Genomic DNA, 21,581 nt, shown 5'->3' with positions numbered 1-21,581 from the left:
CTTATTTTTTGGTTTGCCCCAATTTACTTTCCTTTCCTTGAAGCAGGCGCACAATATTTTGGGAATGCCTAGCAAAGCCAAGAATGGCCAAGATAATGGCCATCCAGATGAATTCCTGTGGGTCACGATAGACAAACATGAAAATAGGAATGAGGACAAGAAACACAAGTGACCCTAATGATACATACCGTGTAAGGTAAATGACCAACAACGTAGCTAGTACAGACCAGAGAAATGGGTAGAAGGAAAGAGCAGCAATCACACCAATCGTTGTAGCTACTCCTTTTCCCCCTTTAAAGCCATAAAACACGGGCCAATTATGCCCAACAATAGCGGCTGCTCCAGCTAAAGCGGTAGCTAAGTGATGGCCGTCTGTCAGCCAGAGAGCCAGCCAAACGGCAACCATCCCTTTGAGTGCATCCAACAGCAGAACCAGGATACCCGGTCCTTTCCCTAGAACCCTTAATGTATTCGTGGCTCCTGCATTCCCACTGCCATGCTGACGAATGTCAATTCCAGCTATCTTCTTGGCTACCAAGTAGCTGAAGCTGATGGACCCAAGAAGGTACCCGGCGATAACTGCGATGACTGTATACATTCCCCTCAATCCTCTCCCTATTTCCTCATCCTTTGCACCTACTCGGTTGCCTTATTCCTTGCAATCAGACGAATCGGTGTCCCTTCAAAAGGAAAAGCTTCTCTAATTCTATTCTCTAAGAAACGCTGGTATGAAAAATGGAGCAGCTCTACATCATTCACAAACAGTACAAAGGTAGGCGGCTTAACAGAAACTTGTGTAACATAATTGATTTTCAGCCTTCTTCCCTTGTCCGATGGCGGAGGAGTGACCGTAGTAGCTTCATGAATCAGATCGTTCAACACATTCGTAGGTATTCTCATGGCATGCTGATCGGCAACATCTTTGGCCTTCGGCAAGATTTGGTGGATCCGTTGCTTGGTTTTCGCTGAAACGAATAGGATAGGAGCATAATCCATAAATAGGAAGTGTTCCCTCACCGTTCTCTCGAACTGATGAAGCGTTTTATCATCTTTTTCGATCGCATCCCACTTGTTAACAACAATAATAACGGCTCTACCCGCCTCGTGAGCATAACCCGCAATCTTCTTATCCTGCTCAATTATGCCTTCTTCTGCATTAATAACAATGATACAGACATCCGAACGCTCAATAGCTCGAAGGGCACGGAGCACACTATATTTCTCCGTTGCCTCATAGACCTTACCCTTCTTTCTCATCCCCGCCGTATCAATGAGAACAAAGTCTTGTCCTTCCCTCGTCAACAGGGTATCAATCGCATCCCGGGTCGTCCCCGCGATATCACTTACAATTACACGCTCTTCTCCTAGCAAGGCGTTGACCAACGACGATTTTCCTACATTCGGTCTTCCGATCAGGGAAATGCGGATCGTGTCTTCATCATATTCTTCCTCGGTATCCTCCGGGAAGTGTTTAATAACTTCATCTAATAAGTCCCCGATACCTAGGCCATGGACACTCGAGATTCCAATCGGTTCACCAAAACCTAGCGAATAAAACTCGTACATTTGGTTTAAGCGTTCTGGATTATCCGCTTTATTGACTCCCAATACAATTGGTTTTTTCGAACGAAACAGCATTTTAGCTACTTCTTCATCCGTACTGGTAATGCCGGTCGTCGTATCGACTACAAAGATAATCACGTCCGCTTCATCAATCGCCAATTCGGCTTGATGGCGAATGTGTTCGAGTAGAATATCATGGTCATCGAATGCTATACCACCTGTATCAATAAGGTGAAAATGACGATCGAGCCATTCCGCCTTACTGTATATGCGGTCCCGTGTTACCCCCGGAACATCCTCAACAATGGAGATTCTTTCTCCTACAATACGATTAAACAATGTTGATTTCCCAACATTTGGCCTGCCTACAATAGCCACAACTGGATTAGCCATAATTCTCCAACCTCACTTTCAACCATCTATATTACTTGATTTCTTAGGTTCTTGCAATTGTTACTTAAAAATGCTTAACAATAATCATGATTCCGTCAGTTAATGTATGAGCCATAGCATCTAAAATTTTTTCTAGGGTAAAGGAGATTTGTTGCATTTCCTCATTATTCGCTGCAAAAAAAATCGGGGCCCCTCCTGAGACCAGCTCCCGATTGGTGGTTATTACAGCAAGTATCGTTTTTTCCAATGCCATTCCCATTTTGTTCCCTCACTCCTTACTTATTAACCTTAGCTTCCAGAGGTTTTCGATAAATACTTTCGAGTACAGGCACCCTTTTAATAGTCGCTTTGATTTTCTCTGCGTCTCTTAACTGAGGCAAAAGAAAAACCCCTAATCTTCCATCATCCAAACTTCTTTTTATTAATGGGACAAGGGATGGTTCGCCGGCATCACGAAAAACCCCAAGGACTGTGGCTACGTCATGGAGAACAGCTTGCCTCTGACCTAAGTTTCCTAAGGTTACGACTCCGTTGGCGTTCTTCGGTGTTAAGATCATCCCCATGGCTTGCTTTTGAATTTTCTTTCTCGTATCTTCCAAACCCACATTCATGATGTATATATCATCGACATACAGATGCTGGCCTTCCATCCGAATGGTTCCTTCTTTTACCTCAGCAATGTCCCCTACATTTTTACCAGACATGAAGATTTTATCAATTAAGAGTGTAGCAAGGCCGATCACGATGCCCCACTTCCATCCCCAAAGAATTGTCCCAGCGGTGGTTAGGATGGAGGTAAGCATAACCAAGTAATTTCGTCCTTCAAACACCATCGCAATGCCTTCAATATAAGCTGTTCCGCGCGGAACTAGCTCCATCTGATCCAATTGTTGCAGAGTATTACGTTCCATATTTCTTACATCGCGGAACTGGGAAGCAGCTAAGCCTAGAAACGTGACAGCCGTAAAATCTTCCTCCATAAAAGCCGGCACGGCTACTGATCCTAATCCAGCAGCAATAACGCCCAAAGCCAGGTGGATGACTTGTCCATGGGGGTATGTAGGATAAGAACGATAGTCGGTCCGTAACATAAGGATTCGACTGATGATGCCAACCACCACGCCCATAATTACTGCTGCAGTATAATTTTCCATAGAAATTATTCCTTTCCTAACTAGTGGTTTCTGCTCTTTTCCTTTTCCAAAGTTTTGGTAGGTTCAAATAGCGTACGATGCCCCGCACGGCAATCAAAAGATAAAAGCTAATCCACCATACGTCCCATTGGTAAGATGCACCCAATACATACGAACCGGTTTTATTCCACATGTAGGCCTGGATGCAAAGATCACTTAACCCCAAACCGAGTGAAAGAAGGACATATTGATGAAAAGATTTCCGTGCAGCCACAAGAACGAGGATGACAACAAAACCTGCAAGCATATACTTTTCTGGGATAAACATTAAGACGGGATCTAAGCGCAGGAGTAATTGCATAAAGAACAGAGAAGCCCCGATTAAAAAACTTGCCGTCAAAAGATGCAGACGTTGTTGGTCTCCCTGCCGTATCCATAGCCATACTCCCACCGCCAGGGGAATCACAAAAGGAATAACCATCATCCTGCCATTTTCAGGCAGTTCAATATAAAGGCCCCCTCCTATCAAGGCAGCCAATAGTACGAGGCTTACCATTGCTTTGCTAACGCGATGTTTTTTCATGAATCTTTCAAAAACACCTATCCATACGAAAAGAAGAAAGAACCATAACCCAATCATCCCTAAAAAGCCATCGTTCACTTTACGATTAACCCCTCTCTGCTTAAAGTAGACAGTATTTTCATTATTCCTCAAAACCGCATGGAAAAAACAAAAAGGTCTGAGAAACTCAGACCTTCTAAGATTATGGCTGATTTGTTTTCGGGTTTTCGGACAAAGAATACTTAAAAGATAGCTTATCTTGTACTGGGATCCAAGCTCCCACTCCCTTGTGGGTCACATTTTTAATGATTAATTTTTTTTCGCTTCCTTGTATGTTTAAGTATACTTCACCATAAGTAATATTTCCGCGTTCGCTAGCCGCCGGTACATAGGCTTGAAGGTAACCGATTTTTTTTGCAGGTACTCGCATAATGGTTTCCTGCTTGGTTCCTTTTCCTACTGTACTTTCGAAAGCTAGGTTAAGCCCCGTATTCTGTTTCGCCGCGGCAATCATAAGCTTTCTTACGTCCTCTTCCGCTAACACATCTGTAGTAAGTCCACCCACTGCTGTAAATTCTTCTTGCTGCTCATACGTCAGTTCTGAGGTTTCTCTACCTCCGCGATTGTCTAACTTATTCAAATTGGCCTGCTTGTACTCCCAGTTGACAGAAGTCTCCTTTGACTCATAGTTGAGAGCCCAATTACCCAGGTATATATTTGCCCTGAAACCAATCGCAAGCTTAGAAGGCTGGATTGTCGTTTCATTAAGCAGTCGAATTAAATTTGGATTCTCAATCTCATAATTTGTTGTTTTAAATAGTTCAAGGGTGGATGAACTAGGTTGGACATATTCAGGATCCATACTTGGATTGGGATACGTATTTTGCCTGGATATGTCCTTAACAGAATCTGGAATTTTTAGTCTACCCCCAGCAGCTAAACTTTCTCCTGGCTGCCCTAACAGTAAGGGAACTAGGAGAAGTACAGCCAATAAACGGTAAATGTTTGGTTTACCCATGAATATCCTCCTCGCTGAATTCATACCTAACTTCTCTTGCATTAGTATTTACCTATCCAATAAAAACATAAAAGAAAATTAAAAAGGAAATAATTGTATGGGAATAGGACTTGAGCCATTCCTCATAGGATGGAGAAGGAGGTGAAAGTAAGAATGGCGTTTTACACGACGGTCATCAATTTAATGGGGATCAAATTGCTGAAAAATGGGGAGGGAAATTTCTTCATTAAGCTCGGCAGCGGTAAGATCCGACCACTTAAAGCTTAGAGTAACCTGTTACTTTCCTATGCGGTAGAAAAAAAGGCGAATCCGATGGGATTCGCCTTTTTATATTTACACTCTCCTGCTGTACATACTGCAGTCAATACCTCGCATCTTCGCCCAATGATAAGATTGACCTGAAATAACAAGGGGGCGCTGACGAAGCTGGATCATATTTTCCGCTCCTAAAGCAGTCATGACCAACCTCAGCTGTTCTTGCAAAGCTTCAGTTACCGATAGACTCTCGGTTTCATTACACTCCGTAACTAAACGCAGAAAGAATCCAGCCATGCCGACAGCAGAAGCCCCAAGAGAAATAGCCTTAGCCACTTCCAATCCGTTCTGGATGCCGCCAGTAGCCATTATATCGGTTTTTCCTGAGCAACAAGAAGCTTCCAGGAGACTCTGAACCGTTGTCATACCCCACTCATTAAACATATCTACAGGAACCTTGCGTCTGGCATTTTCAATGCGGGCAAAGTTCGTTCCCCCACTACCCCCAACATCAATTCCTGAAATGCCTGTTTCAAGCAACTTCAAAATTGATTCGCGAGCCATCCCAAAACCAACTTCCTTGACAAATACTGGACATTTAACCGTCTCGACAATCGCTTGAATCCGTTCAAGTACCCCTCTAAAATCACGGTCCCCTTCAGGCATGACTAACTCCTGAATCACGTTTAGATGGATCTGCAAGCCATCCGCTTCAATCATCTCCACAGCCGCAAGCGCCTGTTCGGGACTTGCCTCTGAGCCTAGATTCGCAAAAATAATTCCCGATGGGTTCACTTTCCTGACGATTTCATAGGTGCCACGCACAGACGGATCCTTTAGTGCGGCCATCTGAGACCCAACGGCCATGGCCAATTGAGCGCGCTGAGCCAAAAGGGCCAGTTTCTCATTAATGATAAAGGTCTCTTTTGCGCCGCCTGTCATTGCATTAATAACAATCGGCGAACTTAAGGAAAGTCCGCCGAATGATGTATCCAAGGTTATGTTGGAAACAAGGGATTGGGGAATGCAGTTATGGACGAATCTCACATCATCAAAACCATGATGACCACTTTGCCCGGTCTCAATCGCATATTTGATGTGATCGTTCTTTCGTGATGTCCTCTGCATATTCGTTTGCCCTCATTTTATGACTTCAATTTTTTAGCTAAATCACCAAGACGATCTGCAATGGTTACACCCATGCCGCCTTGATCTGCTTCATAATTGGCTAATTCTTTCTTAACAGCTTTCGTTTCTGTCTCTTCCTCAACCTCGCGGATGGATAAGCTGATGCGTTGTTCTGCGGTATTGAGATCTAGTATTTTCACTTGAACTTCTTGCCCTTCTTGTAGAACCTCTGCAGGGTTTCCGATATGTCGGTTAGAGATCTGAGAAATATGAACGAGACCTTCTACTCCAGGCGCCACTTCAACAAAGGCTCCAAAGCTTACCAAGCGCTTAACCGTCCCGGTTACTACACTTCCAGCTTTTAATTGTGCGCTGGCCGTTTCCCATGGTCCAGGCTGAGCTTCCTTCATACTCAAGCTGATACGCTCTCCATCGCGATCAACTTTGAGAACTTTAACCTTTACTTTATCGCCTTCGCTTACTACGTCAGATGGCTTATCAACGCGTCCCCAAGCTAATTCCGAGATGTGAACTAATCCATCTACTCCGCCAACGTCAACGAAAGCACCGAAGTCAGTTAGACGCTGAACGGTTCCTTCGATCACTTCACCCACCTGGATTTCATCATAAATCTTTTTCTTTGCCTGGTTTACTTCCTCTTCCAGAACGGCTCTATGAGATAAGATCACTTTGTTCTTTTCTCTATCTAATTCAATCACCTTAAGGCTTAACGTGCGTCCCTTATAATCAGAAAAGTCTTCTACAAAGTGGCGCTCTACATGAGAAGCTGGAATGAATCCGCGCACCCCTACATCCACCACTAATCCGCCTTTTACTACATCGGCTACTTGACATTCGAAGATGGTACCGGACTGAAACTTCTGTTCAAGCTCATCCCACGCCTTAACTGCATCTACTGCCTTCTTAGACACAATGACCTCATCTTTTTCTTCGTTGATTTTGGTCACTTGCAGGGTTAGTTCCTCTCCTTCAGTCAGTACATCGCCCACCTTCTCAATGTGCAGGCTGGATACTTCGCTGATGGGGAGAATTGCTTCGGTCTTGTAACCAATGTCTACTAAAGCTTGCTTTGCATCTACTTTTGTTACCTTACCTTGTACTGTTTCTCCCACTTGAATTGCTCTCACTTCTGCGTTTTGCATTTCTTCAGCCATGGACCATTCCTCCTTAAAAGTTAGCACACTTCACTGATAATAGATTGATCATTACTTATATGTTATAAAAGAAATGATTGCGATTTGTGGTAATCTTAGTATAGAACATTTTAACATATTTGATTCAAGTCAAGAAGCTTTTGTATTTCCTTCATGATCGCTTCTGCTGCTTCTGTAGTTATTTCCGTAGTAAGCTTGATATTGCGGTATGGACTAAATTCCATCGGATGGCCATACACTACCGTCATTTTGGAGAACGGGATCCAAGATCCAATGATGGCTACAGGAATGACGGCAGCATCCGATTTTAAGGCAAATAATGCAGCTCCGGGAAAAGGTCTTCCTAATTTGCCGTTCTTGCTACGAGTGCCCTCCGGGAAGATGCCCAGAACTTTCCCCTCACTTAAAATCTGAAGCGCCTTCTTCAGTGCAGCGCGATCGCTATTTCCTCGCTTGACCGGAAAGGCTCCAAATTCTCTAATAAGCCAAGAGACGATGGGAATTCGAAAAAGCTCTTCCTTGGCCATAAACATAACCTGTCTGTCCAACGGTGCGGCAATAAAAGGGGGATCTAAGTTGCTAATGTGATTCGAACAAAGAATGACACCCCCTTGCTTAGGGATTCGATCAAGGCCGATAACCTGCCAACGATATATCAATCGATAAAATAATCGGAACAAGGCTCGGAAAAATCGATACAATCCCATAAGCTCAGATCCGCCTTGACTCTACAGTATCTCTATAAAGTTCAACGATCTTCTCCACTACTTGATCAATGGACAAGCCTGTAGAATCTAAGATAGTCGCATCTTCTGCACAACGAAGCGGAGCTGTTTCACGCTCACTATCCAATTTATCGCGAAGAGCGATTTCCTCCTTTAGTAAGCTTAGGTCTGCAGGATGTCCCTTGCTCTGAAGTTCCTTATAGCGCCTCTGAGCTCTCTCTTCAATCGAGGCCGTAAGGAACACTTTCACTTCTGCAGAGGGTAATACATGTGTCCCAATGTCCCTGCCATCCATCACCACGTTTTGTTCCTTAGCCATATTTCGTTGCAGCACCATCATCTCGTGGCGTATCTTCGGGTGCTTAGCTACAATGGAAACATTCCTGCTGACTTCAGGGTGCCGGATGTCATCGGTCACTTCGGTGTCTCCGACAAATACCTTTTGGCCTTCCGCACCTGGCTTAAGAATAATCAGCATGGAACGAAGCAAGTCGACTAGTCCTTCCTCATCTACGAGTGGAACATTCCTATCTAATGCCCTAAGGGTTAAAGCTCGGTACATGGCTCCGGTATCGATGTATGTAAAACCAACCTGTTTGGCAACAAGCTGCGCTACGGTGCTCTTCCCCGCTCCAGCTGGCCCGTCTATTGCTATATTCATGGAGTCATCCCTTTCTAGCCATAAGAAAAAGCAGGGTTTTGCCTGCTTTTACGCTCAAGTTATTAGGTTACATCAAATATTTAAGATAAAAAGAGCACAGACTGAAAGACTAAATACATCCTATCTATTCAATTATCATCAGGCATTGGATACCTTGATAGTACCATAGTGTTCCTTAAGATGCAACGCCTTCCAATCTCTCTACTTCAACAAGCCATGCGCGCACGCTGTCGAAATTCAGCAGGACTTGAGAGAGGGTCAGGGAGACCAATAGGAGCAAAATAGCGGCAATCAACCACTTCTCAACAGATTGGGAAAATAGGCAAAATCGTTCTTCATAACTAGGAAACTTCTCACTTCTCATACATTGGCACCTCCATTTCCATTATCACCACAAATGAAGGTAAATATAAATCGCTACAATACGCCCTTTTTTCGCAACTCCACTTGCCGATCGAAGCAGTAGCGGATAATCTTCTCCCGGTCTAATTCTCGAATCTCCGTGATCATAAGCGAGATAGCTTGTTGCTCCCCTTCTTCCTTTGGCGGTACAACTCTTACTACCTTCGCGATAAAAGAAGCATGCTCCATGCCTTGTTTGGTAGGGATGGCCAGCCAGCAAGCCAACCGCTCACCATGATCTATCCGAAAGTCAGTTTTGCAGGTAAAAGCTACACCCCCGCCACTAACATCCAGCGTACGTGCAAGAAAATGATTCTTCTTAGCTAAGGATTTAAGCGACAGCTCCAAAGAAGCAGGGATTCGCAAATAATTTCGCCGTTGTATCCGTTGGATAGCGTCAGAGGGGGGCAATGCTACCTCCCATAGAGGTACACCGTCAATTACCCGGCTAAGAATCCGACTAGGCAGAATAAATTTGGATCCATCGATAGCAAAATGAAACATGGTAATCTCTTGTCCAGGTGAATAAGCCATGGGTCTCCCGTTCTGCTCATGAAGCGGTACCTCAATCATCAAGGACTCGCTTAATAGATTATCTACCCTGGACTTATAAATGTCCTGCGGCTCTATATCACCCGCGGAACTGATGTAAATTCTGACGACCGTACTGATTCCAGGGAACATAGAACCCCTCCACCATTATTGCTACTATCCATTATACCAAAAAACTTAAACGCGAACACAAAAGAAGAGCCCCACTTGAGCGGGCTCTTCTCTTTTATGCTTTAGCGGTCACGGCTTGGACCATCCAGCTTTTCGACCGTTTCTTCTTCACCATTATCTGCGTTAATAAAAACACGATAAGCTTCATTGCCCAGCTGTCCTCTAAACTCGTAGCACAGCGTTTCTTCGTTTGCATCATTCAAGATGAGAGCTAGCCTTGACTCTTCAATCTTGAGGTTAGGATTTACTTCCTTTCGAGCCTGTGCCTCCGTTAGCTTCGGCTTAGGAATCGTCCGTTCCTTATGATTAAAGATATAGTTCTCCGACTGGAAACCAATCACATTGCCAGAGTCAAGCGCCACTTTTACTGTAACCAGGTCAGGGTAGATCCGTACATTGTCTTGACTATACGCGTAATTCATGACAGCAATATTGCTGTATTCATCGATAACAAAAGCTTCCATGTTATCGTAGCCGTGCTGTTGCAGAAAATCGTCTGCTTTTTGCTTTGCTTGATTCAGACTAATCTTGGCTTCTTGCACTTGGGCAGGATTCAGTAGCCAAATCACATGTCCGCCTTTGGTCGTGACATCGAGATTGATGCTTTCGGCATTTTTCTCGTTAGGCGAAACATTTACACTATAGGCTTGATATTCCAGCCCTTTCCCTGTTTTTCTTACCTTGACATCCGCTTCATTCTCATTCATGCCGATAAATTTCATGGCAATTTGCCTTGCTTCTTCTTGCGTAATTTCCTTGCCCTTGAGATTCTCTATCTTGAACTGCTTCTGATTTTGTAACGAATTAATTCCAGGTCCCACTTCGACATTGCTATACTCATCTACGGTTTGATCAATGGCTCGAAAACCATCTTGAATCGTAGCATCCAAGCCAGATTCCTCTTGAGCTAATGCCGTTTCAACATCCATCCAGCGTAATTGTCGGTCTAGCACCTTGTCTTGGACAGTACGGAGCTCCTCTTGAATTTCTTGAGCTTGTTTATGGAAGCCCTTTAGCTGTTGATATTCTTTTTCGGATAGAGGGTCCTTATTGAGATCTCTAATAGCTACCTTATAAGAAAAGTCTCCAATATTAGCTAGAAACTCCTGGGTCTTTCCAAAAGGCAGCATACCTAAAGGCAACTGAGCCACATCATTGCGGGCTTCGGCAGTTAGACGCCACACATTACTCAGGGTTCCGTCGATTTGTCTTCTAGAATTGACGGCAAGGGTTTTGCCTAACTCATCCTGTAATTGGTCCATATTGTAAGTTAGCTCGTGAAAGGCTCTTTGATATTGATTTTCCGCCTTAATCAAAACCCTGTTTTTTTCCTGATTTTCTTGATACCCCCACATGCCTAGACCAATGACCGCTACAGCAAGTACAGGTGCAATGACTCCGGTTACTTTTGTATACATATAGGTAGTCCACTCCTTATTTACAGAATATGTGCTTTCCGATCTTTTTCACCTGAGGGCGAGTCCAGATCCAACCGGAAGTGGCGGTATCCGGGTTGAAATAATACGTACAACCGCCTGTGGGATCCGTGCCATTTAAAGCGTCCTGAACAGCCTTTCGGGCTGTATCATTTGGAGTCAGCCATATCTGCCCGTCTGCAACCGCAGTGAAGGCTCTGGGCTCAAAGACGACACCGGTTGGATTATTGGGGAATGTAGCACTTTTCACTCGGTTCAGTATCACCGCAGCTACCGCCACCTGCCCAACATAGGGCTCTCCCCGAGCCTCTCCGTATACGGCATTCGCCATGATCTTTAGATCATTATCGGAATACCCATGGGGCTTATAGCTTGCCTGCCCCCCACCGGCCGGTGCTTGATTCTGTTTTGGATTCGGTGCTGCTGCCTGCTTAGGCTTCGGATTATACTTTGTCTTACTGGCCAATATCCTTTGGGTTTGCGGACCTGCTTTTCCGTCTACATTCAGTCCAAAATCCTTTTGGAATTTCCGTAGAGCCCAGTACGTGTTCCATCCAAATTTACCGTCCGACACATCATTTAAATACCCTATGTACTTTAAGCGTTCCTGAAGCTCCACTACATCTTGGCCTGAGGAACCTCGGGACAGGACTCTTCCGCTGAATGTCTCCTTATCCATAAAAGAGGTCAGATTTATAAGGGCCACGATCATCGAAATGGAGAGGGCCATCAGGATAAGAACTCTGAAGCGATGGTTCATAGATCATCCTCCTGCTTCCAGTTTGTGATAGTATTGCTCTTATTGTGAGTTTTAACCAGGAGGATTATTCGAAAAAAAAAGGATATGCCGCTAGAAGGCATACCCTTATAGATATTCTATCTCAGAAACTTGAAAATCTCGATCATTATTGCAGAGGCATTGTTTAAAGCCCGTTTCTACTTCTCCAGACTTTGCCCGTTTACCGACAAGTGTAAATTTCTCTCCGCATAAGTTGCAGCGAATTCTCACCTTATGCCGTTCGTTTATAGACATTTAGACTCCTCCTTCTAGTCATCCTCATTTCTAGTTTGATCAGAAGGAAGCCATTTTAGACTTACTTTGCACTTTCCGTACACGCCTTAGAGAGATAACCCAAAGAAAAGCCATGAATGGTGTAATCATCCATAGGTAGTGATGCTTACTCTTAAGCAAAATCATATCATAGCATCCGTGCAGCAGCGCAGGAACAACTACAGCATAAATCATCAACCAGCGTTGTTTGGAGAGAGTGCCTTCGAATTTTGCCCTTCCTAAATAATATCCCATCGTCACTCCAAATAAGGCGTGACTAGATACAGGAAGCAAGGCTCTCATCCAAGCTTCTTGAATCCCAAAAGAATACAGATAAAAGAAATTTTCTAATGTAGCAAAGCCAAGTGAAACGGCAACCGAATAGACAATCCCGTCATAAGGCTCATCAAAATCTACATGCTTATAAACCGTATAATAGACAATAAACCATTTAAAAAACTCTTCGATCAAACCGGCAATGATAAACGCCTTACCAAAGTCTCCAAAATAAAATTCCTCCTGTAGCCCATACTGAAGGACCATGACAGGAAAAACTAATAGGATTCCAAACACAAAAGTCTTAATAACCATGTGCAATGGCTCGGTTTGATAACGGTCCTTCAAGTAAAAAAAACTAAGAAGTGCAATACCAGGTGCGATGGATGCACCAATCGTGGCGATCATATCCTATCCCCCCCACTTTTTCTTGGGGCACTTTTTCATTATACTAGTGAAAAGACTGCGTGTAACCATCCGTTCTTTTCCATCGTAACATGCTTTCAAGAAATATAAAACACCTGGAGGAATATATGAACAAGATCGTTATAATCAATACTGGCGGTACCATTGCTATGGCCGTTGACGAGGAGAGTGAAGCCGTCAAGCCCCAGGGTAAACAGCCCCTGCATCAGGTTACTCCGTTTTTAAAGGAATTTGGTGAAATTATTATGGATGATTTCCTTAACCTCCCTAGCCCGCATATGACTCCTCAGCATATGGTTCAGCTTGCTACCCATCTACAAGGATACCTGCAAAATGAAGCGGTCACTGGTGTTGTGGTTACCCACGGGACGGATACTTTAGAAGAAACCGCCTATCTGCTTGATTTAACCCTAGCTACTGACAAGCCGATTGTTGTCACTGGCGCGATGAGAAGCAGTAATGAATTAGGAGCTGACGGCCCCATCAATCTCGTGCATTCGGTTCGGGTGGCTGCTCAACCGGAAAGCAGAAAAAGAGGCGCACTAGTAGTGTTCAACGATGAAATTCATGCTGCCAGGTATGTATCGAAGACCCATACCAGTAACGTTGCTACCTTTCAATCGCCACAGCATGGCCCGGTCGGTTTGATCTCCAAAAAAGCGGTACAATATACCGAAGCGCCTCTTCCAAGAGAAACCTTCCATCTTCAAGGGATCTCTGCTAATATTCCTTTAATTAAAGTAGTCACTGGGATGCAGCCAGAATGGCTGACATTCCTCTTGGAAGATAATATCCATGGGGTGGTTATTGAAGCTTTTGGTGCAGGGAATGTTCCGCCAAGCATTGTTCCGATCATCCGCGAACTCTGCGAAAAAGGAAAGCCTGTCGTCCTCGTTTCACGCTGTTTTAATGGTTTCGTCCAGGACCTTTACGGGTATGAAGGTGGAGGGTATCAACTGGGGAAAATGGGAGTGATTTTCTCTAATGGATTAAATGGACAAAAGGCTAGAATCAAGCTTATGATCGCGTGGGAGACGACCAAGGATCCCATAGAACTTGCGAAGTTCTTTCAATAACAATTCTAAAGGCTGCCTTCTTAGGAAAAGAGGCAGCCTTTTCTTTTATACCCAACCGCGGAAACGAGACGCTTCGGCCATTTTGCGGCATCCCACCATATAAGCAGACAATCGCATATTGACTCGTCGAGTCTGAGCGGTATTATATACATTTTCAAAAGCACGAACCATGACGTCTCGAAGTTTTTTCTCTACTTCTTCTTCTGTCCAATAGTACCCTTGGTTATTCTGAACCCACTCAAAATACGAAACGGTCACGCCCCCAGCACTCGCTAACACATCAGGGACAAGCAAGATTCCTCTTTCCGTTAGAATACGCGTTCCTTCAAGAGTAGTGGGTCCGTTTGCGGCCTCTACCACGATTTTCGCTTTGATGTTAGAAGCATTTTCTGCGGTTATCTGGTTTTCAATCGCAGCAGGTACAAGGATATCACAGTCTAATTCTAATAGTTGTTTATTCGTGATCGTATCTTTGAACAGTTTAGTAACCGTTCCAAAAGAGTCTCGTCGATCTAATAGGTAGTCAATATCCAAGCCTTCTTCATCATACAAACCTCCATATGCATCGGAGATCGCAATGATCTTCGCTCCCTTATCGTGCATAAACTTAGCTAGGAAGCTTCCTGCATTACCGAAGCCTTGCACGACAACACGGGCGCCTTGGAGTTCGATACCTTTCCTTTTCGCAGCCTCTTCAATACATATCGTGACACCTTTAGCTGTAGCCGTTTCTCTTCCATGTGAGCCACCTAACACCAGCGGTTTCCCCGTAATAAAGCCGGGTGAATCAAACTCTCGGATTCGGCTATACTCATCCATCATCCAAGCCATAATTTGCGAATTGGTAAAAACGTCTGGAGCTGGAATATCCTTAGAGGGACCCACAATCTGACTAATCGCGCGAACATACCCACGGCTTAGTCTCTCGAGTTCCCGGAAAGACATCTCACGAGGGTCACAGATGATTCCCCCTTTTCCTCCTCCATAAGGAAGATCCACAATTCCGCACTTCAAGCTCATCCAGATGGATAGCGCTTTTACCTCATCCTCCGTAACTTCCGGATGAAAACGCACCCCGCCTTTAGTAGGTCCGACTGCATCATTATGCTGCGCACGGTAGCCTGTAAACACTTTAACCGACCCATCATCCATTCGAACTGGAATGCGTACGGTTAAAACCCTCATAGGCTCTTTAAGCAATTCAAAGACAGGCGCAGGATAACCCAGCTTAGAAAGGGCCTCACCAATGACTTGTTGAGTGGACACAAGGACATTCAGATTTTCCTTTGCAGGCTCTTGTATCGTGCCTTGTTTATCTGCCACTTCTTTTTCTGCCATCATTACCACCTCAAAACGATTATATGCTACAAAAGAAAGTCATTCGTGGTTTAGTATACATCTTAAAGCTTAGGTTGAGAAGGAAAAAATACAGCTTTTTCCTTATCAAAGGTGAACGCAAGCTCACCTAACGTGCCATTACGATTTTTTTTCAGCTGTAGGGTAATGGACTGCTCTTGATCTTCATTAGCTTCAAGTGAAAGAATGACATCCACCGCTGCTTCAATGGAAGAATGAAGAGGGGGATCCTGCGATTGCCTTGGTGCTGCTGCAATGATTGGCGTATCCCATTGGCGCGACCATTGATGAAGGAAATAGGCGACTAAGGAATAATTCTGCTGAACCAACCTTCCTTCCTTATCACGTAAGGGAACGCGAAAAAGATGATCGATAAAGACAACTGGTACTTTTCCGATGGATTGGATAATCCTTTCTACATAGTCTTCCACTTCATCGAGAGTCGTATCCATTCGCCCCTCTAGGGTCCACATATTCTTGGCAATTGTCAGATACTCCTGGTTCGCTTGATTTAGCTTGTTTATAGGAACTTTTGCCGAAATGATATGTTGAGGAGACATTTGTAACAAGCGCGCCATGCTTCTTGCCCATAACTCAAAGCCCGTCATATCCCAGGAAACGTAAACTACAGGTGTACCTGATTGGGCAATTTGGTCCGCCATCTGCCGCAAAAGCATGGATTTCCCGCTCGATACAAGGCCGGTTATCAAGTAAAGTCCGGTCCTCAGCCCGCCCATGAGCTTTTGGTCTAAGCTGTCAAAGCCAGTGGATATTCCCTGCAAATGCCCCTGGTGTCGCTTTTGGTATTCTTCCAGAAAAACAACCAAATTTCGAACATCCGGTGAAACAGGAACATTCACACTTTCTTCCACGGTTTCTTGCAGTAACTGCTGGAAGGTATCTGTCGGATTTTTTACTTGTACAAAAAAGTGATTCACATCACGGAATCCCTCAGGGAGAAAAACGGTATACACCTCAGTCGCTAATTCGGCAAGTAGCGAAGATACTCGATTGCTCTCTCTTCGGCCAGCTTCATCATTAGGGTAACAAATAAACACACGCTTTCCCGTCAGCTTTTGCGCATGCGATTCCTTGAAACCAGCATAATCATGGACACAAAGTGCCGGCAAGTCCCCTTGCTCCAAGGATAAAACATCAAACACATTTCTGCATAATAATATATCATCAGACTCCGCTATAGTCTTTTCATTGTAAAAGATCTCCCCACGCCCTACCAACGTCTTGTATTTAGGTTGCTCGTCAAAGATAGATCTTCCGATCAAGTCCACCATTTGTCCTTGCATATCCTTCACGGGAAAGACAATACAATTCGTAAAATGCCCGCTTGCCTTGCCTCTCTGTGAGTTAAACCCAATCTGAAACGGCTCAAACCCCAGTTGGAATTTCTCAGCAGTAGCAGGCAAAATCCCTCTCTTTTTAAGGTAGTCTAATGCTTCTTGATTGAGATTTTTTTGATAGTGAGCATGCAGCTTCTGTAAGTCTTCTGTACACAACCGTTTAGGCAATATCTCCATCCATATCACCCTCCTATTTTCTTTATCTTAAGAGTCAAAAAAAGACGCGTAATACCTACGCGTCTTTTTCTACATCTATTGTTAGGAATAGTATTATTTAAAATATTGACATAGCACGTGCACTGCGTTATCAGCGACTAAGCACTTGCCGTACTCTGCTAAAACATACTTGGTGACCGTGGATGCCTCTCCATATTCAGAGAGCAGAGCAATGATGGTATGGTAGAGTTGCTGATTATCCATATCAATATCATCTAAGACAAGATAATAACGATTATTATAGCTATAAACCCTGCCGCCTTCTGCCAATACGGTACTGGAACGTTGGCAGGCTTCTAGCAGGTGTTCAAAATCATGGAAGAAAAATATGATATCTTCGCTTTCTTCAAGCGTGACTTCCATCTCATATATATCTTCATCATCATAATCTGCATCATCTTCGGCAGATGTCTGACTTCTGCCTCGTGTAACGATGACTACCATCCCTTGTGCAGGCAAAGCGAAAACCTCAACAGCCACGGGTCCCATGACTTCAAATCCCAGTTCCTGATAGGCATGCTCCATCATGTCATTGAACAAATCGTGGACCTTCGGGATATCACGCCAGATGTCTTCTTTTTCTATTCCTCTTTCGTGTAAATCATCGAACGTTAAAAAAATCCTTATCTTATCACTGCTAAGGCGTTCTACACGCATTCACGACCCTCCCTTGCCAATCCGGTAGTACTATAGGTTATGAAGTAAGGCTTTTTCATGTTCTAAGGTACATAACTCGTAATTTGTTTTATGATACCATGTCCAAGGTCAATGAAACAACAATAAATCTGCTAGACCAAGATAAATCCCTTCCTAATAAAAGGGGAGTATTACTATCCTATGCTCTTTCCCATACAATTTGACCTTTTTTTCAAGTTCTAATTTACTAGCTTGTATATTAAAATGAATTAAAAAGAAACGAAGGGGAACTTTGAATGATAAAAGCTCGTACGCTATCACTCCTTGTATGGATCCTATGCTTAAGTCTCCTTTCCTCTTGCTCAACCCAGTCATCCGCTCCACCTGTCGAACAGCCTGCATTACCCCAACCTGCCGATCCCGCGCCCACACCTCAAGAAGATCCACCTGAAGCGCAAGAGCCCCCAGCAGCCATTGAACCACCTGCAAACTTCAGCAGCTATTATGTAGACATGAAGAACTATAGGATTCATTCCGCTGAAGAGGGTGAAAAAATTGCTCTATTAACTTTTGATGATGGCCCAAAGGGTGTTGTTACCCTACAAATCCTGGACATTCTAGATAAGTACGGAGCAAAGTCCATTTGGTTTGTTAATGGCTTCAACTATGGCTGGGACTATAAGCCTAACCCGCAAAAAGAAGAACAGTTCATCACCTTAATTAAAGAAATTCACGCACGAGGGCATATCGTAGCCAATCATACCTGGGAGCATCAGAACCTGAGAAAGCTTACCCCAGAAAAACAGAGACAAGAAATTCTTTCAATGAATACTCTTCTTGAAAGTATTACGGGTGAAAAGCCGAAGTATTTCCGCCCTCCTTTCGGAGCTTATACCGACGCTCAGAAGCAAGTCATGCGGGACGAAGGGATGCAGTGGATGAATTGGTCTGTAGGCTCACTGGACTGGGAACTTAAAGAGCCTCAACAAGTCGTTCAGCAAGTGGTTTCCACGATGCATAACGGAGCCAATATTCTCCTGCACGATTTCCCTATTACTGCAGAAGCTCTAGATCCTCTATTGAAAGAACTTTCAGACCAAGGGTATAAATTTGTCCTTCCGACGGAAGTGAAACAAGAATAAAAAGTTCAAAAAACCTCACTCTCACCAATCGTGACGAGTGGGGTTTTTCTCAAATGCGGATTTAAGCCTTTTATTCCTGCGTACTAGTGACATCCATTGAAGAGAGTCATAAAGAAGCATCGTTCCTAAAAGGATAGCCGTTGGAACAGGATGCTTGGTTATAACAATAGCTAGCATCCCCCAGCCCAAAACAAGTACGAACAAACTGGTTAGCAGTCCTGTTCGATTCCCCTTGAGAAATAAATTTCGTAAATGAAGTAAGGTAATGCCTCGGAAAATAAGAAAAGCTAATAGAAAACAGAAAAATGAGAGAAACAAATGAAATGGCTTGAACAAGAATAAAGTCAAAAACTCCGTTTCCAAAGCCACCATCCGATTAGCCTTTGGAAATGCCTTTTCAGAAACCAAAACTAGTGTCCATGCAACCAAAAGAAGAAAGGAATGAAATAAAGGCATGTATACACCCCATTTACATTCTATTAGGCTGATGGACAAAATATTCTTGTATTCGATAGAAAAGGGCGATGTTCTAGTCATCGCCCTTACTTCTTCTTATAGATATGGATTATTATGCTTTTCTTTTAATCTTCTCCAGCGTCTTTCGACTTCCTGGCGGAAGGTATCCAGCATTTCTGCATATTCGGGCTTCGTCAAATGCTTGGTCTTACCCATCGAGTTTACCCACTCGTAAACATCCACACGCTTCCCTTTTTCTTCTGGATCATAAGTAATGTTGGTTACGCCATTCTCAATTTCATAGAGCGGGAAGAAGCAGGTATTAACCGCCGTGCCCACAATGGGCTCTCCTAACTCATCAGCTGACTTCCAATTGAGTGGACAAGCAATGAGAATCTTCCCATAGACCGTGCCCACGTTCTGCGCATACCACTGTGCTTTAGCTGCTTTCTTCAGAAGATCTTGCGGGAAAGCTTCCGTCCCTGTAAAGGCATAACTAATGTTCGTAGAGGCCATAATCTGCACGGTGTCCTTATGATGGAATGCTTTCCCACCTTGGAACTTCCCAACGTTAGAAGTCGTTGTCATATGACCTAGCGGAGTGGAATAAGACAACTGGCTACCGGTATTCATATAACCTTCGTTATCATACTCAAGAATAATCATCTTGTGGTTACGAAGCGCCGCACCGATTGCAGGCCCCATTCCAATATCCATACCGCCATCCCCTGTGACCATCACAAACGTGAAGTCTTCCGGCACATCAATTTCTCCGCGGCGCTTCAGCTCGTAGAAAGCTTCAACCACACCCGACAGCGTAGCTCCACCATTCTGGAACAGGTTATGAATATACGTTTGCTTATGGGAACTATATGGATATCCCGTGGTAACAACCATCGCACAGCCTGTTTGGAATAGAGCCACGATATCCCCTTCAATTCCTTTAAAGAACATCTCTAGCCCTGGGAAGATTCCGCAACCAGGACATGCACCGTGTCCAGGGGCAATTCGTTTAGGCTTACCAGTCAAACTGCGAAGAGGCGGGATCTTCACGTCTAGCTTCCCTGTTGTTTCGTTTGGAGTCACTTTAATTAACCCAGTTTTAAATGCGTCTCCATGCAATGGCTCAAGAACACGCTTCGGAGCCAATTCAGGTTGACCAGGAGTATGACCATAATAGTCAAACGGCTTCTCGACAAAGCCCTTTTCAATAGCATCCAATCCAAGCTGGAAGAAGTGCTCGGCATCGTCAGCGTAGAAATCTTTACCCCCTACACCGAAGATGCGGCTAATTACCATAACATTGCTGTTGGCACTCTGAAGGGCAGCCTTCACCTCTAGGGTCATGTTTGCCCCATGACCGCCGTACGAATCAGCACGTTCACCCACAACAACCGCCTTGACGTTCTTCAGTGCCGCTTGAATCTCTTTAAGAGGGAATGGACGGATCATATTAGGACTAATTACGCCTGCCTTAATCCCTTTGGCCCGAAGATTATCCACAACGTCTTTCGCTGTTTCTGAAGCGGAATTCAATAAGAATACGGCTACTTCAGCGTCTTCCATCTGATACAAATCTAAAATAGGATATTCGCGACCGGAAATCTCGTAGTATTCCTTGGCAATCTCCTGGAACACTTCATAAGCGCGATACATGGCCTCGGATTGCTGATAATTGTTATTAATCAAGTCCGGATCATTCATGTAAGGTCCAATCGTAACCGGATTGGCAGGATCCAATGCAAAATTGTACTCTCTTGGCTGTGGTCCTACAAAATTCTGTACTACATTACGGTCTTCAAAGTATTGAACGCGTCGCTTCTGGTGGGAAGTGAAGAAACCATCGTAAGCAACCAACACAGGAAGGCGTACGTCTTTATGTTCAGCCAATCGCAAGGCCATGATGTTCATGTCGTAAACCGCCTGCGGAGTTCTCGCTAACAGGATAGGCCAACCAATGTTCAAACCATAGTATAAGTCAGAGTGATCTCCGCGGATATCCAGCGGTCCGCTGATCGCACGGGTAACCAGGTTCATGACCATAGGGTAACGAGTACCCGATTGGACTGGTAATTGCTCAAGCATATACAAGAAACCGTTGGCAGATGTAGCGTTGAATACACGAGCTCCCGCTGCAGCTGCCCCATAACAGGAGCCCGCTGAACCATGCTCACCATCAGTTGGAATTAACACAATATCATGCTGCCCCTTAGCCTTCATGCCATCAAGGAACTGAGCAACCTCTGTAGATGGAGTGATGGGAAAATACCCCATAATGTGGTAGTTGATTTGCGCGGCTGCCATAGCTGCCATTTCATTTCCGGATTCAAATACTAACTTTTGCACGGGCTTGTTTTGTTCTAATCTTGCTTTTTCCTTTTCATAATCGATTGCCATACTTAATTCCTCCTGTC

At 44.2% G+C, this 21,581-nt stretch carries 24 protein-coding genes; 3 read left to right on the top strand and 21 right to left on the bottom strand.

Translation table 11 applies throughout. The features are described from left to right. Nucleotide 1: 1 nt before the first annotated feature. The 6 genes from plsY to EIZ58_RS02540 all read right to left on the bottom strand — a co-directional run bounded on the left by plsY (nucleotide 2) and on the right by EIZ58_RS02540 (nucleotide 4,669). The gene (gene plsY, locus EIZ58_RS02565) at nucleotides 2-598 is read right to left on the bottom strand and encodes a glycerol-3-phosphate 1-O-acyltransferase PlsY (RefSeq protein WP_205672098.1); all 597 of its coding nucleotides are present in this window, start codon (nucleotides 596-598) and stop codon (nucleotides 2-4) included. 38 nt (nucleotides 599-636) lie between these two features. After that, on the bottom strand, nucleotides 637-1,956 hold the full coding sequence (der, locus tag EIZ58_RS02560; protein WP_134698950.1) for a ribosome biogenesis GTPase Der: 1,320 nt from the start codon (nucleotides 1,954-1,956) through the stop codon (nucleotides 637-639). A gap of 64 nt (nucleotides 1,957-2,020) precedes the next feature. Further along, the gene (locus EIZ58_RS02555; protein WP_205672116.1) at nucleotides 2,021-2,209 is read right to left on the bottom strand and encodes a capping complex subunit for YIEGIA; all 189 of its coding nucleotides are present in this window, start codon (nucleotides 2,207-2,209) and stop codon (nucleotides 2,021-2,023) included. Nucleotides 2,210-2,231: 22 nt separating this feature from the next. Continuing rightward, nucleotides 2,232-3,110: a YIEGIA family protein gene (locus tag EIZ58_RS02550; protein ID WP_134698949.1), complete on the bottom strand. Its 879-nt coding sequence runs from the start codon at nucleotides 3,108-3,110 to the stop codon at nucleotides 2,232-2,234. Between the two features lie 16 nt (nucleotides 3,111-3,126). Then, nucleotides 3,127-3,729 carry a YphA family membrane protein gene (locus tag EIZ58_RS02545; protein ID WP_483296322.1) on the bottom strand — a complete coding sequence of 201 codons (603 nt, stop codon included), beginning with the start codon at nucleotides 3,727-3,729 and terminating at the stop codon, nucleotides 3,127-3,129. Nucleotides 3,730-3,853: 124 nt separating this feature from the next. Further along, nucleotides 3,854-4,669, bottom strand: coding sequence for a YfkD family protein (locus tag EIZ58_RS02540; RefSeq protein ID WP_167577448.1), 816 nt, complete (start codon nucleotides 4,667-4,669; stop codon nucleotides 3,854-3,856). Between the two features lie 141 nt (nucleotides 4,670-4,810). Here EIZ58_RS02540 and EIZ58_RS34745 point away from each other — a divergent pair, with 141 nt between their 5' ends. After that, a complete protein-coding gene (locus EIZ58_RS34745; protein ID WP_255438133.1) occupies nucleotides 4,811-4,936 on the top strand; it encodes a hypothetical protein in 126 nt (41 codons plus the stop codon). A 66-nt stretch (nucleotides 4,937-5,002) separates the two neighbouring features. On the opposite strand, the gene fni is transcribed toward EIZ58_RS34745, so the two are convergent. The 10 genes from fni to prsW all read right to left on the bottom strand — a co-directional run bounded on the left by fni (nucleotide 5,003) and on the right by prsW (nucleotide 12,909). Then, complete coding sequence (fni, locus tag EIZ58_RS02535) at nucleotides 5,003-6,052, bottom strand: type 2 isopentenyl-diphosphate Delta-isomerase (RefSeq protein ID WP_134698946.1); 1,050 nt, start codon at nucleotides 6,050-6,052, stop codon at nucleotides 5,003-5,005. Between the two features lie 17 nt (nucleotides 6,053-6,069). After that, on the bottom strand, nucleotides 6,070-7,227 hold the full coding sequence (rpsA, locus tag EIZ58_RS02530) for a 30S ribosomal protein S1 (RefSeq protein WP_134698945.1): 1,158 nt from the start codon (nucleotides 7,225-7,227) through the stop codon (nucleotides 6,070-6,072). Between the two features lie 110 nt (nucleotides 7,228-7,337). After that, on the bottom strand, nucleotides 7,338-7,934 hold the full coding sequence (locus tag EIZ58_RS02525; protein WP_134698944.1) for a lysophospholipid acyltransferase family protein: 597 nt from the start codon (nucleotides 7,932-7,934) through the stop codon (nucleotides 7,338-7,340). Nucleotides 7,935-7,938: 4 nt separating this feature from the next. Further along, nucleotides 7,939-8,613, bottom strand: a complete 675-nt coding sequence (cmk, locus tag EIZ58_RS02520) for a (d)CMP kinase (RefSeq protein WP_134698943.1) — start codon at nucleotides 8,611-8,613, stop codon at nucleotides 7,939-7,941. Nucleotides 8,614-8,788: 175 nt separating this feature from the next. After that, nucleotides 8,789-8,977: a hypothetical protein gene (locus EIZ58_RS02515; protein ID WP_134698942.1), complete on the bottom strand. Its 189-nt coding sequence runs from the start codon at nucleotides 8,975-8,977 to the stop codon at nucleotides 8,789-8,791. Between the two features lie 53 nt (nucleotides 8,978-9,030). After that, nucleotides 9,031-9,699, bottom strand: coding sequence for a flagellar brake protein (locus EIZ58_RS02510; protein WP_134698941.1), 669 nt, complete (start codon nucleotides 9,697-9,699; stop codon nucleotides 9,031-9,033). Between the two features lie 101 nt (nucleotides 9,700-9,800). Continuing rightward, nucleotides 9,801-11,156 carry a germination protein YpeB gene (ypeB, locus tag EIZ58_RS02505; RefSeq protein ID WP_134698940.1) on the bottom strand — a complete coding sequence of 452 codons (1,356 nt, stop codon included), beginning with the start codon at nucleotides 11,154-11,156 and terminating at the stop codon, nucleotides 9,801-9,803. Between the two features lie 16 nt (nucleotides 11,157-11,172). Then, on the bottom strand, nucleotides 11,173-11,904 hold the full coding sequence (gene sleB, locus EIZ58_RS02500) for a spore cortex-lytic enzyme (protein WP_370297621.1): 732 nt from the start codon (nucleotides 11,902-11,904) through the stop codon (nucleotides 11,173-11,175). A gap of 135 nt (nucleotides 11,905-12,039) precedes the next feature. Then, on the bottom strand, nucleotides 12,040-12,207 hold the full coding sequence (locus EIZ58_RS33030; protein ID WP_167577447.1) for a hypothetical protein: 168 nt from the start codon (nucleotides 12,205-12,207) through the stop codon (nucleotides 12,040-12,042). Nucleotides 12,208-12,246: 39 nt separating this feature from the next. Beyond that, nucleotides 12,247-12,909: a glutamic-type intramembrane protease PrsW gene (prsW, locus tag EIZ58_RS02495; RefSeq protein WP_134698938.1), complete on the bottom strand. Its 663-nt coding sequence runs from the start codon at nucleotides 12,907-12,909 to the stop codon at nucleotides 12,247-12,249. A gap of 125 nt (nucleotides 12,910-13,034) precedes the next feature. On the opposite strand from prsW, the gene EIZ58_RS02490 reads away from it, so the two are divergent. Further along, nucleotides 13,035-14,003, top strand: a complete 969-nt coding sequence (locus EIZ58_RS02490) for an asparaginase (RefSeq protein WP_134698937.1) — start codon at nucleotides 13,035-13,037, stop codon at nucleotides 14,001-14,003. 45 nt (nucleotides 14,004-14,048) lie between these two features. Here the strand turns inward: EIZ58_RS02490 and EIZ58_RS02485 are convergent, their stop codons facing one another. The 3 genes from EIZ58_RS02485 to EIZ58_RS02475 form a co-directional block, all read right to left on the bottom strand. Beyond that, nucleotides 14,049-15,344: a Glu/Leu/Phe/Val family dehydrogenase gene (locus EIZ58_RS02485; RefSeq protein WP_134698936.1), complete on the bottom strand. Its 1,296-nt coding sequence runs from the start codon at nucleotides 15,342-15,344 to the stop codon at nucleotides 14,049-14,051. A gap of 59 nt (nucleotides 15,345-15,403) precedes the next feature. Next, nucleotides 15,404-16,894: a DnaB-like helicase C-terminal domain-containing protein gene (locus EIZ58_RS02480; RefSeq protein WP_134698935.1), complete on the bottom strand. Its 1,491-nt coding sequence runs from the start codon at nucleotides 16,892-16,894 to the stop codon at nucleotides 15,404-15,406. Nucleotides 16,895-16,987: 93 nt separating this feature from the next. Further along, nucleotides 16,988-17,590 (bottom strand): genetic competence negative regulator, encoded by a 603-nt coding sequence (locus tag EIZ58_RS02475; protein ID WP_134698934.1) that lies wholly within the window; start codon nucleotides 17,588-17,590, stop codon nucleotides 16,988-16,990. A 275-nt stretch (nucleotides 17,591-17,865) separates the two neighbouring features. Between EIZ58_RS02475 and EIZ58_RS02470 the strand changes: the two genes are divergently transcribed. Continuing rightward, nucleotides 17,866-18,711 carry a polysaccharide deacetylase family protein gene (locus tag EIZ58_RS02470; protein WP_134698933.1) on the top strand — a complete coding sequence of 282 codons (846 nt, stop codon included), beginning with the start codon at nucleotides 17,866-17,868 and terminating at the stop codon, nucleotides 18,709-18,711. Nucleotides 18,712-18,732: 21 nt separating this feature from the next. On the opposite strand, the gene EIZ58_RS02465 is transcribed toward EIZ58_RS02470, so the two are convergent. Beyond that, entirely contained in the window at nucleotides 18,733-19,167 is a 435-nt protein-coding gene (locus EIZ58_RS02465) for a hypothetical protein (RefSeq protein ID WP_134698932.1), read from the bottom strand. Between the two features lie 96 nt (nucleotides 19,168-19,263). Further along, nucleotides 19,264-21,564 carry a thiamine pyrophosphate-dependent enzyme gene (locus EIZ58_RS02460; protein ID WP_134698931.1) on the bottom strand — a complete coding sequence of 767 codons (2,301 nt, stop codon included), beginning with the start codon at nucleotides 21,562-21,564 and terminating at the stop codon, nucleotides 19,264-19,266. Nucleotides 21,565-21,581: the final 17 nt, after the last annotated feature.

The sequence above is a fragment of the Ammoniphilus sp. YIM 78166 genome (genome assembly GCF_004522215.1).
Lineage (GTDB): Bacteria > Bacillota > Bacilli > Aneurinibacillales > RAOX-1 > YIM-78166.
This window is presented reverse-complemented; position numbering and strand designations above follow the sequence as displayed.